Genomic DNA, 15168 nt, shown 5'->3' with positions numbered 1-15168 from the left:
ATATGAACTAAGTAAAAATAGAACAAGGGATAAGGTTAAAATTCATGAACTGCTTTCTATGACTGCCCCCTATTCCTTCCGTGGTTTTGGACAGAAGTTGGGAAAATTCATTAACAGTGAAAACTGGATAGAACATTGTCTTAGCATTTTAGGTTTAGGTGGAAATAATAGTGAATTTAAATATTCCGATGCCTCTGCCCATTTACTTTCCGGAATTATTACTAAAACGACTAGCTTAACTACCAGAGAATTTACAAACAAGTACCTTTGTTCTAAAATTTCCATGACTGAAATACCCGATGTGGAAATGAAGTCCTACAATATAAACGATATTTTATTTACCGATGAAAAAGGATGGCTAAAGGACAAACAAGGTCTTACAATCGGAGGTTGGGGATTAACCTTAACCTTAGAGGACATGGCAAAATTTGGACTGCTATATCTTAATAATGGTCTTTATAAGGGTGAGCAAATTATTTCAAAGGATTGGATAGAAAAAAGCACAAAAGATTACAGTAAGGATTATGGCTACCTTTGGTGGCTAAGAAATATAGAAAATTACAAGGCCTTTTACGCTATGGGAACAGGTGGCAATATTATTGCAGTAATTCCAAAATACGACCTGGTAATCGCTATAGCTTCTAAAGTTGTGCGAACTCCTTTAAGGGATAGATGGGATTTAATAGATAATTTTATTCTTCCCTATGTTGTTTAATATATTTTTTCCTATAATAATTTAAATTATTTGAAGTTTTTATAGCAAAAAATCCTTAGTGTTAAAAACACTAAGGATTTTTTTATCTTTTTATACGTCTGTACTATTACCTTGTTCTTCTCTATATAATTTATTGTCATAATACTTAATAAATGGAAGATAAATAATAAAAGCTACTATCACGCATATAAAGGCCAGAATTACCGCCTTAAAATCTCCACCTGTTCCAATAAAGGCACCTGTCCCCGCAGGTGATGGCCAAGGCATCTGTGCTATGATAGGTTTTACTATTTTTAATTTTGTTGCCCAATATCCTAAAGATGCTGTAGTTATTGGAGCTAAGAAAAATGGTACTGCCATAAAAGGATTGTAGACTATAGGCAATCCAAATATTATTGGCTCATTGATATTAAATATAGCAGGTCCTAATGAAGCTCTTCCTAACACTTTTAACTGTTCTGATCTAGCTAAAAAAGCAATAAAAATAGTCATTCCTAATGTAGCACCAGAACCTCCTAATACAACATATGTATTTTGAAATTCACCTGCAAATGGTATATTTGCACCTGCAGCATTTGCAGCCATATTTGATAATAACATAGGTTTTACTAATGCATCAACTATATTAGCCCCATGGATACCAACTAACCATAATGCATGTATTAAGAAGTATATTATAACTATACCTATCCATGTATCTGTTAGTTTTGTAACAAATCCAAAAGGTATTGCAATTATGTTAAATATATCTGTACCTAAAGCAACTAAAACTCCATTTATAATTAGTACTACAAAAGCAACTACAAATGTAGGTATTAATGCAGTAAATGCCCTTGATACTCCTTCAGGTACTGCATCTGGCATTTTTATTGTCCAATTTCTCTTAACACAAAAACGATAAACTAATACAGATATAACTCCCATAATAATAGCTGTAAAAATACCAGAAGTTCCTATTCTACTAACACCATCTCCAACCATTCTCCAACCATTTATAACATGTTCATCTTCTGTTACACTTTGTATTAGTGAAAATCTACCATCTACAAATACTAACTCAGGAATACACATAAAAAATGCAAATAATGATAATAACGCACCACTTACAGGATTTATATCTATATCTTCTTCGTCAGCATAAATTTTAGTTAATTCATAACCTATAACTATAGAAAAATATAATGCTAATATACCCATTGTTGCTTTATTTGCAACCATATACAAATCTTGTAGTCTAAAAACTGAAGAATCAAAAATTCCTTGTAATGCAGGAATTGTATCCGGTAGTATATTTAAAACCAAAAACATTGAACCTACAATAGTAAATGGAATACTAGCAACCCCTGCAGCCATTACGGCCCTTACCAATTTAAACTGCGCTATTTTAGCCATTGGACCCATGAATTTTTCCAAAAATCCTAAACCCTTACTCATAACTTCCTCCTTATTTTCTTATAGCTTTCTCATATTTTTTTATTCTTTCAAATTGCTTATCTTTATTTTTCTCTATAATATTTAATTTTTTTATTATCAAATAAGAAATAATAATACCTATTAATAGTCCTACCGAAACTAATAATCTTGTTTTTTGTGTAATCTTTAATATTGGAAAAATCTTTATAAATAAATTTGTCCATGATAATATAATTAATATTATATTTAAAAACAATTGTATTTTAAAATATAACTTTGTTCTTGGTAATTTATTGGTGTGATGACTATATAATTTTACATGTTCAAAAATTACAAAAACTAAAAATAAAATTAATATACAAGGTAATATAACCATAAATGATTTAGTTAAAAAAAGTGATATCAACCAATATACGTTTATAAAAAAGAAGAATGCAACTGTGTATCTAACTATTAAATACCTGTTAAAATACATGTTTTTTAAACTTAATTCCTTACCTTTTCTATCAATTATTCTCTTTTCTTTTTTGCTTAGCTTTTTTCTATTCACTCTCCAATTTTCCTACCTTTTGATATAGTACATTCATTTCAATTGCAACTTCTCTTAAAGCTATAGTAGTCATTAAATGATCTTGCGCATGTACCATTATTACATTCATATCAACTTCTTTACCTGCTGCAAAATCCTGTAATAATTTCGTTTGTGCTCTATGAGCCTGAAGAATTTCTTCATTTGCTTCCTCTAGTTTTTTATCAGCTTCTTCATAATTCCCTTCTCTCATAAGCTTGAAGCCCTCATGTATAATAGTTCTTGCTTGTCCACTATGAATTATTATTTCAAATGAAACAACTTCTGTATCATCTTCTGTCTTTTCAATTTTTTCTTCATGATTGTTATTTTCCATACTAAACTCCTTTATATAAATATAATTTTGAGTAGTTATTAAATACTATTTAATAACTACTCAGTAAATAAATTAGATGTTATTTTCAATAAGCTTAGCTAATTTTTCAACCCCCGTAGGTATAGGTACATAAGCATCAAATGGAATATTTACAATTTCTTTATTTGATTTTTTAGCCATAGTATTCAAACTATCATAATTCATTTTAGCTTGAGGACTTAATAAATATACATCATATTCATCTTTTTCAATTTGTTTTTTTCCTTCTCCTACAGAAGAAGCATCTACTTGAATTTCTTCTCCCTTATTTTTAAAATAATCTGTTGTTTTTTTTGCCATAACTGACGAAGACATTGCTCCTACGCAAATAATTACTGCTTTTTTCATATTATCCCTCCTAATATTATATTTTTAAATTAAAGATTTTCACCATTGGATTCTATTACTTCTTTATACCAATAGAATGAATCTTTTTTACTTCTTTTCAATGTACCTTTACCTTGGTTATCTTTATCAACATAAATAAATCCATATCTTTTTTCCATTTCACCAGTACCTGCAGAAACTAAATCTATAAATCCCCAAGGTGTATATCCTATTAAATTAACTCCATCTTCGATAACTGCTAATTTCATTTGTTCAATATGAGCTTTTAGATACTCTATTCTATAATCATCATGTATTGATCCGTCCTCTTCAACTTTATCGTAAGCACCAAAGCCATTTTCTACTATAAATAGCGGTAAATTATACATATCTGTAAACCAATTTAGTGAATATCTTAACCCTACAGGATCAATTTGCCATCCCCAATCACTAGCTTTTACATATTCATTTTTAACTATGTCTTTACTTTCATCATAGTCAAAAAATTTATTAGATTCTTTATGTTCTACAACTTTTGACATATAGTAACTAAAACCTATGTAATCAACCACACCATTTTCCAACTCTTCTTTATCTTTTTCAGTAAAATCTAATTTAATTCCTTTTCTATTTAAATATCTTAAAATATGATTTGGATAACTTCCATGAACATGAACATCTGTAAAATAATATCTTTTTTCCATTGCTTTTTGAGCCATTAATACATCTTCCGGTTTACATGTCTTTGGATATAAAGGAACCATTGCAATCATACATCCAATTTCAAAATCCGGATTAATTTTTTTACCTAATATAACTGCTCTCGCACTAGCAACTAACTCATAATGTGCTGCTTGGTACATTATAGCTTCTCTATTTTCTCCCTCTTTATAAACTATTCCAGAATTTGTAAATGGAGCAAAATCTTCATTAAAGTTTGCTTGATTATTAATTTCATTAAATGTCATCCAATACTTTACTTTATCCTTATATCTTTCAAAGCAAACCTTTGCAAAGCGTACAAAAAATTCTATGGTTTTTCTATTTCTAAAACCACCATATTCTATCACCAAATGGTAAGGCATTTCAAAATGAGATAATGTTACTATCGGTTCTATACCATTTTTTAAACATTCATCAAATAAATCGTCATAAAATTTCAATCCTTCATCATTTGGCTCTAACTCGTCACCTTTTGGAAAAATTCTAGTCCAAGCAATGGAAGTTCTAAAACACTTAAGTCCTAAATCGGCAAATAATGCTATGTCTTCTTTATATTTATGATAAAAATCTATAGCTTCATGATTTGGATAATTTTTCCCTGGTATAACTCCATCTGTAATTTCCCTAGGCTTATTAACGGAGCCTACAGTCATTACGTCTGCAACACTAATACCTTTTCCTCCTTCTTTCCAACCACCTTCTAATTGATGTGCTGCAACTGCACCTCCCCATAAAAAACCTTCTGGCAATTTATTTTTCATAATCTCCCCCTTATTTGCTGTAATCAACGATTGTACAGCTCGTTAATTTAGTAAAGTCATCTGATTAAAACTCCAAATACTAAGAATAAAACAAAATTTTACTATTTGTTATGCAAAGTCATCTTATGTATTTATAATTATATTATACATCTTTTCTATATAAAAATCATTAATTAAGATTATTATAATAAAAACTAAATATATTTTATATAATAGATTAAGTATATTCTATTGCTTAATAACAATAAATATAACAAAAAAAAGCATATAGAATATTCTATATGCCTTATTAATGTAAAAATTTTATGCTTTTCCTATTGAGCCGAAAATTTCCATTTTTTCTTTTACTGTATCTTTTATAGCTTGAGTTCCCGGTGCAAGTAATTTTCTAGGGTCAAAGCCTTTACCTTCTTTGTCCTTACCTGCTTCTATATATTTTCTAGTTGCAGCTGCAAATGCTAATTGACATTCTGTATTAACATTGATTTTAGAAACTCCTAATGTTATAGCTTCCTTTATCATATCTGTTGGTATTCCTGTACCACCGTGTAATACTAATGGTAATTTACCAACTTCTTTTTGTATTTCTGCTAAAACATCAAAGTTTAATCCTTGCCAATTTTCAGGATATACTCCATGAATGTTTCCAATTCCTGCTGCTAGAAAATCAATTCCTAAGTCAGCTATCATTTTACATTCTGCCGGGTCTGCAAATTCACCAGTACCAACAACACCGTCTTCTTCTCCACCTATTGAACCAACTTCTGCTTCAACAGATATTTCTTTACTGTGTGCAAGGTTAACAATATCTTTTGTTTTTTCAACATTTTCATCTATTGAATAATGTGAACCGTCAAACATTACTGAAGTAAAGCCAGCTTCTATTGCCTTTTTAGCTCCTTCGTATGAACCATGGTCTAAATGAATAGCTACAGGAACTGTTATTCCCATTTCTTCTACCATTCCTTCTACCATTTTTACTACGGTTTTATAACCTGTCATATATTTTCCAGCACCTTCAGATACTCCAAGTATTACCGGTGATTTTAATTCTTGTGCTGTTTCTAATATTGCTTTTGTCCATTCTAGGTTATTAATATTAAATTGACCTACTGCATAATGACCTTCTAAAGCTTTGTCTAACATTTCTTTTGCTGATACTAGCATTGATTAAATACCCCCTAAAATTAAATACGATTACCATATTATTATAAGTCTTAACATAAATATTATATCATAATTATATATTAATAAAAAACTATTCGTTATTTCTTTTTTTAGCAGCACCATATATTAAACCTGTTATAACTGCACCTATTAATACTGATGCTATAAATAATAAAGCTTTCATTGCTGAATCCATTACAGGAACAACGAATATTCCTCCATGAGGAGCTGGTGAGGATATTCCAAATAACTGTGTTAAACCACCTGCTACTGCTGAACCAACTATTGATGAACCTATAACTCTTAGAGGATCTGCCGCTGCAAAAGGTATTGCTCCCTCTGTTATAAATGATAGTCCAAGAAAATAATTAGTAAAACCCGATTGTTTTTCTTTTTCTGTAAATTTATTTCTAAAAAATATTGTAGATGCTAAAGCTATTCCTAATGGTGGAACCATTCCTCCAGCCATTGATGAGGCCATAAATGTTCCATCGCCTATTGTTGCAAGTACTCCTGTTGAAAATACATAAGAAGCCTTGTTTACCGGTCCTCCCATATCTACAGCCATCATTCCACCAAGTAATACTCCAAGTAAAACCTTATTTGTAGTTCCTAGTCCTTTTAAGAAAGTATTTACTGCATTATTAATAACTACGAATACAGGATTTACTGCTATATACATGACAAAACCCGTTAATAATAAACCTAATACAGGATAAATTAACATTGGTTTTAATCCTTCAAAGGATTTTGGCATTTTAGAAGTCATTTTTTTAAGTAATAGTATTGAATACCCTGCTACAAACCCTCCTACTAATGCTCCTAAAAAACCTGCTCCTGCTTGGTTTTCGGCTGCTTCAATAAAACTAAAACCACTGCTTGCCATAATACCTGCTACCATACCTGGCATTAATGCCGGTCTATCAGCAATACTATAGGCAATATAACCTGCTAATATTGGAAGTAGAAAATTAAAAGCATTTCCACCTAAAGTATTTAAAAATATAAATGGGGTTGATTGGTTTCCTAAGGTTCTTTCAAATAGGAAGGACAAGGCCATTAAGATTCCCCCACCTACTACAAATGGAAGCATATGGGAAACTCCGTTCATTATGTCCTTATAAATTCTACTACCTATTCCCTGATCTTTTTTACTGTCCTCATCTTCAGACTGTGACTGTGATTTTTTATATATTGGAATATTTCCTTCCAATATCTTATTTATTAATCTTTCCGGTTTGTTTATTGCTTCTGAAACAGGTGTTTCAATGACTTTCTTACCACTAAATCTATTCGTTTCTACTTTTGTGTCAGCAGATACAATTACTCCAATAGCCTTATTGATATCTTCTTTCGTTAATTTATTTTTAACACCATCCGAACCGTTTGTTTCTACCTTTATATTAACTCCTAATTTTTCAGCTTTTTCTTCCAAGGCTTCCTGTGCCATGTAAGTATGAGCTATACCTGTTGGACAAGCTGTTACTGCTACTATAAAAGGCTTATTCCTATCTTCTATTGTTTGTTCTGTTTTAGCTTTTTCTTCCTGTTCTTCATCAATAATCTTTAATACTTCTTCTGGAGTTTTTGCATTTTTTAACTTTTCGACAAAGTCCTCTTTAAGTATTAATTTTGATAATTTAGCCAATGTTTCTATATGGGTTTCATTCGCTCCTGCTGGTGCTGCAATCATAAAAAACAAATAGCTTAATTCCCCGTCTAAAGACTCAAAATCTAAACCATTGTCTGATTTTGCAAATACAACTGCAGGAGTATTTACTACTGAAGTCTTTGCATGAGGCATTGCTACACCTTTTCCCAAAGCAGTTGATGAAGCTTTCTCTCTATTCATTATTTCATTTTTAAATACTTCTTTATTTGAAATAATATTATATAAATATAATTGATCTATCATTTCATCTATAACTGATTCTTTTGTTGAAGATTTTAAATTCATTATTATTAAATCTTTTTTTAATAAATCTCTAATTTCCATAATAGCTCCTTTATTTTTTTATTAATGTAACTTTACTATACATTTCCTCTATAAATTTTCTACTACCTATATCTTCTGAAAAAGCTGTTGCTGTTCCAGATGCTACTGCCCACTTAAATGATTCTTCTACTGAAAGTTCGTTTTCTATACCAAATATAAAACCGCCTACCATAGAATCCCCTGCACCAACACTGTTTACTAATTTCCCTTTAATTGCCGGAGCGTATATCGACATGAATTTATTAACAAATACTGCTCCTTGTGCACCTAAAGAAACTATTACATTTTTAGCTCCTAGGTCTAATAGTTTTTTTCCATAAATAATTATTTCTTCAAGACTATTTACTTCTACATCAAATAAATCCTCTAGTTCTTTTTTATTTGGTTTAATTAAAAAAGGTTTGTACTTTAAAACCCTAAGTAACTTTTTTCCTGTAGTGTCAATAATAAACTGAATATTTTTTTTATTTAATTCAACTACTATTCTTTCATAGAAATCATTACTTAAAGAATTTGGAATACTGCCTGATAAAACAACTAAATCATCTTCTTTAATATTTTTAATTTTTCCAAAAAAATCATTTTCTTCTTCTGGTCTTATTTTCGGACCTTTTGCATTGATTTCCGTTTCTATTTTTGTTTTGAGTTTTACATTTATTCTTGAATCATCTTTTATTTTTGTAAAATCCGTTCCTATTCCTATTTCCTTTAAAGATTTTTCTATAAAATCTCCTGTAAATCCACCAACAAAACCTATATTATGTGAATTAATACCTAAATTGTTTAAAAGTTTCGATACCATAATTCCCTTTCCACCGGGAATTTTCATTTCATAATGAGACCTATTTGTTTCACCTTCTTTAAAGTTTAAAACTTTCACAATATAGTCAATAGAAGGATTTAATGTTGTTGTATAAATCATCTTAAGCTCCTAGTATTTTAGCTTTCTTCTTAATTTCATCACTTATCTTACCTATATCATTTGTTATAATAGTTCCTTGTCTTAGTTCTGCTATTTTAGAAAAATATACCTTTCCAAATTTAGTTTCATCTGCAAGAATATATGCTTTTAAGGAATTTTCTATTGCTTTGCTTTTAATACTGGCTTCTTCAATATCCGGTGTCGTTACACCATACTCAACATCTATTCCATTTGCTCCTATAAAGGCCTTGGAAAAATTAACTGTCTTTAAATTGTTTAAAGCAATAGAACCTACTAGAGCCTTTGTAGATTTTTTTATATGACCACCTATTAAATAGGAGTTAATATTATATTTCATTAGTTCTTCAAGATGCATTAGTCCGTTGCTGATACTAGCATTAATCAAATACCTCCTAATTAAATATAAAATAGTTAAATCCACTTATAACTATTAATAATTATATTGTATCATATATGAAAATTAATATAAAAAATATAAATCTTTATTATTTTAACCTATTAAAATTAAGAGTTTTTTTAGTTTTTATAAGTTATAATATTCAAATAATGCTTTTTCAGCTTCTGTGTTCCATAATCCATCATGTTTTTTACATATTTCATCTAAGATCTTAAAAATTTCCTCTTCTTTTCCTTTTTCTTCAAAGTCTTCAATTGCAGTTAAAGGCATTTCCAAATGAGTATATATTAATTTTTTCCCACCCGGTATATTGGGAAGATTCAACGTTGTATCTGCTGCGCTATCCAATCCACCTATATGTGTTATCATTACAGATGGTTTTATCACTCCTTTTGCTGATAAATCTAATGCTTCTTTTAAATCATCAGTATTTCCACCTGTAGTTCCCATTATATGAGTGCTTGTATAGTGTACATTGTATAAGTTCATATTTGCTACAAAATCCTTGTTTGTTGGTCCTGCAAAAAAATTTAAACAACCATCAAAAGCTAATATAGAGTCTCCAACTTCAGCTACTTCTTCATATGGAATATACACAAATACATCATCATAGCCATAACCATCAGTTATATCCATCAATTTTTTAATTTGTTCTTCCTTAGTCATTCCCTTTACATTTACATATATTAACTCTACACCTTTATTCTTAGCATTTTCTATTGACAAAACTCTTTTTGCTCTTTCTATTTTTTCATCATTTGTTGCAGTTACTACAATTCTTTTTGGTTTTTTATCTGTATATAAACCATAACTTACAGCTCCCAAACCCATTGGTCCTATTCCACCAAGAATTATTACATTTCCACCTTTTTTTATTCCCATCTCATGATCATAATTTTGTTTATTTGTATGATAATTAGCATGATATCCACCAATTATACAGCTCATTGGCTCTCCTAATGAAGCCTCAAAGTAACTTTCTCCATCATAGTTTAATAAACAACCTAATTCCATAACTTCTGGAGGAATTATACAATAAGTACAATCACCACCAAAAAACTCATATGAATAACCTGGTGAAGCTAAGCTGCCTTTATAATTTAATGCCGGTTGTTGAGCAAATTTTTGACCAGGTTTAAATTGATCTTGCCATTTTTTACCAACCTTAACTATATCTCCTGCAAATTCATGTCCTAATATAACCGGATTGGTATCAATATTTTGAGGAGCTCTCTTATGTTTTTTACCTTGTTTTACTAGCTTATAGGTAGACATACAAATACTATCTGTTACAACCTTTACTAATATTTCATCATCCTTTATTTCCGGTAATTCAAATTCTTCTAATCTAATATCATCGGCTCCATACATCCTTAAAGCTTTAGTTTTCATTTTCCCTCCAATTATTCTATAAAAGTATTATATAGTAAATCTACATCATCAGTAGAAACAAGAGTGTCTACAAATGATTTATCTGCAACCTTTATTGCTATCTTTGATAATATTCCTATATGTTCATCATCTACTCCTGCTATTCCTATTACTAAATAAGCTTTTTCTTCACCCCATAATATTCCTTCTCTAATAGTTATTACTACAATTCCTGATTCATTTATATATTCCTTAGAGTCATTAGTTCCATGTGGAATTGCTACTCCATTACCAATATTTGTACAAAATTCCTTTTCTTTTAATTTCATTCCTTCTTTATATTCTTTTTCTGTATATCCTTGTTTATAGAAAATATCTCCTATAAAATCAATAACTTCCTCGTTATTATTGAATTTTTTGTTTATGAATATATTTTCTTTTTTTAATAACTCCATTTTCCCTCCCAGTTTAAACTATTTATTTAGATGTTCTGCAATCTTATCGTATATATCATTAGATAAAAAGTTATCTACTGAAAAATGATAGGCTGTTGGAATTTGTTTGTAGGCTCTTTCTGTTAATGACTCATGAGTAATTACTATATCCGTATCTTCTGGTATATTAGGAATTGAATAATTTTTTACGATTATTCCTTCTATACCTTGATTTTTAATCTTATCATTTAATATTGATGCTCCCATTGCTGAACTTCCCATGCCTGCATCACACGCTACAACTATTTTCTTAATCTTATCAGCATCTATATCTTCTAATTTAGCTATAATATTCTTAACTTCTAACTTTTTATTATTTATTCCTTTACTTTCTTTTTTCATACTATCTTTTTGTGCTGTGGCAGTTTCTAGATCTATATCTTCTTTTTTACTTGATTTTAAAATAATTGAACCTATTATAAATGAAACAGCTATTGAAACAAGGATCCCCAATATTAACCCTATATAATCCGTTTTGGCTGAAACAGACAGTATTGCTATGATACTTCCAGGAGATGCCGGTGAAACTAATCCTACATTAAATAATTGGAATATAAATATTCCTGACATACTACCTGCAATTGCTGCTAAGATCATTATTGGTTTCATTAAAATATAAGGAAAGTATACTTCATGTATTCCCCCGAAGAAATGTATTATCGCAACTCCTGGTGCTGTTTGTTTAGCTGTTCCCTTTCCGAAAAAGGAATATGCTAATAGAATACCCAGTCCTGCCCCTGGATTTGCTTCTAATAAATACAATATCGACTTACCAAACTCTTGAACTTGAGCTGTTCCTATTGGTGTTAAAATTCCATGATTTACTGCATTGTTTAAGAATAATACTTTTGCCGGCTCTATGAATATACTAGTTAAAGGAATTAATTTTTTTGTTACTAAAAAATCTACTCCTGTGCTTAATATATTAGTTATTACTTGAATAATTGGTCCTATACCAAAAAATGCTACTAGTAATAATATAAAGCCTATTATACCTGCCGAAAAATTATTAATTAACATTTCAAATCCAGGTTTTATTTTTCCTTCAAATAATGAATCAAATTTTTTTATACAAAAAGCTCCTATTGGTCCCATTATCATAGCTCCTAAAAACATAGGTATGTCAGAACCTACTATAACTCCCATAGTAGCTATTGCCCCTACAACTCCTCCTCTTGTATCATAAAATATTTTACCTCCGGTATAACCAATTAATATAGGTAACAGATAGTTTAACATTGGTCCAATAATCGTTGCTATTTTTTCATTTGGCCACCACCCTGTTTCCAAAAATATAGCTGTAACTAAACCCCATGCAATAAATGCACCTATATTAGGCATAACCATTCCACTTAATGTACCACCAAATTTTTGAATACTGGCTTTAGCTTTATTTTCTTTTTTCATAATACTCTCCTTTACTCTCCACTATAAGCTTCTTTATCCACTAATAAGATCACATTTTCTTTTAATTTTAATACTGAAGCAGGAAATTCTAAGTCAACTACTTCTGTATTTATTAATTTTTTAACTGCATAATGTTTCCCCTTACCACTAGCCATAACTAAAATAACGTCTGCATTTGTTGCATCTGCTATTCCCATGCTCATAGCTTTTGTAGGTACTTCCTCCTCTGATTCAAAAAACCTTGAATTAGCCTCAATAGTTTCTTTCTTAAGATTTACTACAGATGTTCTTAAATTTAATTTGTTACTTGGTTCATTAAATGCTATATGTCCATTGTTTCCCATACCTAATACTTGTAAATTTCTTTTACCTATTTTGTCTAAAATCCTATTATATTCCTCTACAGATTTCTCTAACTCATTTTCTTTTGGCGTAGGAATAAAAATATTTTCTTTATTAATATCAACATGATTAAATAAATTATCAAACATAAATTTATGGTAACTATTATTATCATTGAAATCTATTCCAACATATTCATCTAAGTTTACGGATAATACATTTTTAAATGATATAACTTTATTTTCATACGCCTCAATTAAATATTCGTACATTTTCTTTGGTGTAGAACCGGTTGCTAATCCTATTTTGAACACATCCTTCTTTAACATTTCAGTTATTATAATATTTGCTCCTATTTTAGACATTTCGTTATAATCTTTACAAACAACTACTTTCATATCTTCTACTCTCCTATAAAAAATTTAATTTCACCTTACTATAAATGTCCTCTATAAATTCTCTATTACCTATATCCTCTGAAAAGGCCGTTGCTGTTCCGGAAGCTACTGCCCACTTAAAGGATTCTTCTACTGAAAGTTTGTTTTCTATACCAAATATAAAGCCCCCTACCATAGAATCGCCTGCACCAACACTATTTACTAATTTCCCTTTAATTACCGGAGTATATATTGACATGTCCTTATTAACAAACACCGCCCCCTTCGCACCTAATGAAACTATTACATTTTCAGCTCCTAGGTCCAATAGTTTCCTACCATAAACAATTATTTCTTCAATACTATTTACTTCTACATTAAATAATTCCTCTAGTTCTTTTTTATTTGGCTTAATTAAAAAAGGTTTATATTTTAAAACTTTAAGTAACTTTTTTCCTGTTGTATCAATAATAAATTGAATATTTTTTTTATTTAATTCAACTACTATTCTTTCATAGAAATCATTACTTAAAGAATTTGGAATACTTCCTGATAAAACAACTAGGTCATCTTCCTTAATATTTTTAATTTTTTCAAAAAAACTATTTTCTTCCTTTAATGTTATTTTAGGACCTTTTGCATTAATTTCCGTTTCCACATCTGTCTTTAGCTTTATATTTATTCTTGAATCATCTTTTATTTTTGTAAAATCTGTTCCTATTCCCATTTCCCTTAAAGATTTTTCTATAAAATCTCCTGTATTTCCACCAATAAAACCAATATTACGGGAATTAATTCCCAAATTATTTAAAAGTTTCGATACCATAATTCCCTTTCCACCAGGAATTTTTATTTCATAATATGACCTGTTTGTTTCTCCTTCTTTAAAATCTAAAACTTTTACTATATAGTCAATAGAAGGATTTAATGTTGTTGTATAAATCATCTTAGACTCCTAATATTTTAGCTTTCTTCTTAATTTCATCACTTACCTTACTTCTATCGTTTGTTATAATAGTTCCTTGGTCTAATTCTGCAATTTTAGAAAAGTAGACTTTCCCAAATTTAGATTCATCTGCAAGAATATACGCTTTTAAGGAATTTTCTATTGCCTTGATTTTAATGTTAGCTTCTTCTACATCTGGTGTTGTAAATCCGTATTTACTATCTATTCCATTTATTCCAATAAAAGCTTTTGAAAAATTAACAGCTTTTAAATTATTTAAAGCTATTGAACCAACTAAGGCCTTTGTTGATTTTTTTATATACCCACCTATTAAGTAAGAGTTAATATTATATTTCATTAGCTCTTCAAGATGCATTAGTCCATTAGTTACTACTGTAATATTTTTATCTTGTAAATATGGAATTAATTCAAATGTTGTTGTTCCGGCGTCTAAAAATATAAAGTCCTTTTCTTCTACTAATATTGAAGCTATTTTTGCTATTTGTTTCTTTTCTTTTATTCTTGAAACAAATTTTTCTTCTGCTGTGTCTTCTTTTACCTCTATTTTTTTAAGTACAGCTCCACCATGTACACGGTTTAATATTCCCTCTTCTTCTAAAACGTCTAAATCCCGTCTTATGGTAGCTTCACTAACATTTAATAATTTAATAAGTTCCTTGTTAGAAACTGTATTTTTTTCTTCTAGCTGTTCTATAATTAACTTTGCTCTTTCTTCAAATAACATTTTATCTACCTCTTTCTTAAAGTATACCATCATTTTCAATCATAATCAAGCATTAACTTTCATTTTTTTGAAAATAATCCATCATTTTCTTTCATTTTTA

The 15168-nt window shown here is 29.5% G+C and carries 16 protein-coding genes; 1 reads left to right on the top strand and 15 read right to left on the bottom strand.

The annotated features are described in order from the left end of the window. Positions 1–715, top strand: a 715-nt coding sequence (locus tag WAO56_RS09475) for a serine hydrolase domain-containing protein (RefSeq protein ID WP_422146335.1), incomplete at its 5' end; no start/stop codon positions are given. Positions 716–805: 90 nt separating this feature from the next. On the opposite strand, the gene celB is transcribed toward WAO56_RS09475, so the two are convergent. From celB to WAO56_RS09400, 15 genes are all read right to left on the bottom strand, one after another. Beyond that, a complete protein-coding gene (celB, locus tag WAO56_RS09470) occupies positions 806–2149 on the bottom strand; it encodes a PTS cellobiose transporter subunit IIC (protein ID WP_243661205.1) in 1344 nt (447 codons plus the stop codon). A 10-nt stretch (positions 2150–2159) separates the two neighbouring features. Beyond that, on the bottom strand, positions 2160–2678 hold the full coding sequence (locus WAO56_RS09465; protein ID WP_243661206.1) for a hypothetical protein: 519 nt from the start codon (positions 2676–2678) through the stop codon (positions 2160–2162). Continuing rightward, on the bottom strand, positions 2671–3033 hold the full coding sequence (locus tag WAO56_RS09460) for a PTS cellobiose transporter subunit IIA (protein ID WP_243661207.1): 363 nt from the start codon (positions 3031–3033) through the stop codon (positions 2671–2673). Before WAO56_RS09460 ends, WAO56_RS09465 begins: the two co-directional genes overlap by 8 nt. A gap of 72 nt (positions 3034–3105) precedes the next feature. Next, a complete protein-coding gene (locus WAO56_RS09455) occupies positions 3106–3420 on the bottom strand; it encodes a PTS cellobiose transporter subunit IIB (protein ID WP_243661208.1) in 315 nt (104 codons plus the stop codon). A gap of 29 nt (positions 3421–3449) precedes the next feature. Continuing rightward, a complete protein-coding gene (locus WAO56_RS09450) occupies positions 3450–4883 on the bottom strand; it encodes a 6-phospho-beta-glucosidase (protein WP_243661209.1) in 1434 nt (477 codons plus the stop codon). A gap of 303 nt (positions 4884–5186) precedes the next feature. Further along, positions 5187–6050, bottom strand: coding sequence for a class II fructose-1,6-bisphosphate aldolase (gene fba / locus WAO56_RS09445; protein ID WP_243661210.1), 864 nt, complete (start codon positions 6048–6050; stop codon positions 5187–5189). Between the two features lie 91 nt (positions 6051–6141). Next, positions 6142–8046 (bottom strand): PTS fructose transporter subunit IIABC, encoded by a 1905-nt coding sequence (locus tag WAO56_RS09440; RefSeq protein ID WP_243661211.1) that lies wholly within the window; start codon positions 8044–8046, stop codon positions 6142–6144. A 10-nt stretch (positions 8047–8056) separates the two neighbouring features. Further along, the gene (gene pfkB / locus WAO56_RS09435; RefSeq protein ID WP_243661212.1) at positions 8057–8968 is read right to left on the bottom strand and encodes a 1-phosphofructokinase; all 912 of its coding nucleotides are present in this window, start codon (positions 8966–8968) and stop codon (positions 8057–8059) included. 1 nt (position 8969) lies between these two features. Further along, positions 8970–9374 carry a hypothetical protein gene (locus WAO56_RS09430; RefSeq protein ID WP_422144495.1) on the bottom strand — a complete coding sequence of 135 codons (405 nt, stop codon included), beginning with the start codon at positions 9372–9374 and terminating at the stop codon, positions 8970–8972. 138 nt (positions 9375–9512) lie between these two features. Then, positions 9513–10778 (bottom strand): zinc-binding dehydrogenase, encoded by a 1266-nt coding sequence (locus tag WAO56_RS09425; protein WP_422144494.1) that lies wholly within the window; start codon positions 10776–10778, stop codon positions 9513–9515. Positions 10779–10789: 11 nt separating this feature from the next. Beyond that, entirely contained in the window at positions 10790–11212 is a 423-nt protein-coding gene (locus WAO56_RS09420; protein WP_422144493.1) for a PTS sugar transporter subunit IIA, read from the bottom strand. A gap of 18 nt (positions 11213–11230) precedes the next feature. Beyond that, complete coding sequence (locus tag WAO56_RS09415) at positions 11231–12658, bottom strand: PTS mannitol transporter subunit IICB (RefSeq protein WP_422144492.1); 1428 nt, start codon at positions 12656–12658, stop codon at positions 11231–11233. Between the two features lie 11 nt (positions 12659–12669). Continuing rightward, positions 12670–13398: a glucosamine-6-phosphate deaminase gene (gene nagB / locus WAO56_RS09410; RefSeq protein ID WP_422144491.1), complete on the bottom strand. Its 729-nt coding sequence runs from the start codon at positions 13396–13398 to the stop codon at positions 12670–12672. A gap of 13 nt (positions 13399–13411) precedes the next feature. Next, a complete protein-coding gene (gene pfkB, locus WAO56_RS09405; protein WP_422144490.1) occupies positions 13412–14323 on the bottom strand; it encodes a 1-phosphofructokinase in 912 nt (303 codons plus the stop codon). Position 14324: 1 nt separating this feature from the next. Further along, complete coding sequence (locus tag WAO56_RS09400; RefSeq protein WP_422146334.1) at positions 14325–15101, bottom strand: DeoR/GlpR family DNA-binding transcription regulator; 777 nt, start codon at positions 15099–15101, stop codon at positions 14325–14327. Positions 15102–15168: the final 67 nt, after the last annotated feature.

The organism is Miniphocaeibacter sp., from assembly GCF_049276255.1.
Classification (GTDB): Bacteria; Bacillota; Clostridia; order Tissierellales; family Peptoniphilaceae; genus Miniphocaeibacter.
Note: the sequence above shows the minus strand (reverse complement) of the source record. Positions and strands in the feature narration are given on the sequence as shown.

Coding starts and splice junctions, on each gene's coding strand:
- fba (WP_243661210.1), bottom strand. CDS start 6,050: ATGCTAGTATCAGCAAAAGAAATGTTAGACAAAGCTTTAGAAGGTCAT.
- WAO56_RS09455 (WP_243661208.1), bottom strand. CDS start 3,420: ATGAAAAAAGCAGTAATTATTTGCGTAGGAGCAATGTCTTCGTCAGTT.
- WAO56_RS09460 (WP_243661207.1), bottom strand. CDS start 3,033: ATGGAAAATAACAATCATGAAGAAAAAATTGAAAAGACAGAAGATGAT.
- nagB (WP_422144491.1), bottom strand. CDS start 13,398: ATGAAAGTAGTTGTTTGTAAAGATTATAACGAAATGTCTAAAATAGGA.
- WAO56_RS09440 (WP_243661211.1), bottom strand. CDS start 8,046: ATGGAAATTAGAGATTTATTAAAAAAAGATTTAATAATAATGAATTTA.
- celB (WP_243661205.1), bottom strand. CDS start 2,149: ATGAGTAAGGGTTTAGGATTTTTGGAAAAATTCATGGGTCCAATGGCT.
- WAO56_RS09425 (WP_422144494.1), bottom strand. CDS start 10,778: ATGAAAACTAAAGCTTTAAGGATGTATGGAGCCGATGATATTAGATTA.
- WAO56_RS09400 (WP_422146334.1), bottom strand. CDS start 15,101: ATGATGGTATACTTTAAGAAAGAGGTAGATAAAATGTTATTTGAAGAA.
- WAO56_RS09450 (WP_243661209.1), bottom strand. CDS start 4,883: ATGAAAAATAAATTGCCAGAAGGTTTTTTATGGGGAGGTGCAGTTGCA.
- WAO56_RS09415 (WP_422144492.1), bottom strand. CDS start 12,658: ATGAAAAAAGAAAATAAAGCTAAAGCCAGTATTCAAAAATTTGGTGGT.
- WAO56_RS09420 (WP_422144493.1), bottom strand. CDS start 11,212: ATGGAGTTATTAAAAAAAGAAAATATATTCATAAACAAAAAATTCAAT.
- pfkB (WP_422144490.1), bottom strand. CDS start 14,323: ATGATTTATACAACAACATTAAATCCTTCTATTGACTATATAGTAAAA.
- pfkB (WP_243661212.1), bottom strand. CDS start 8,968: ATGATTTATACAACAACATTAAATCCTTCTATTGACTATATTGTGAAA.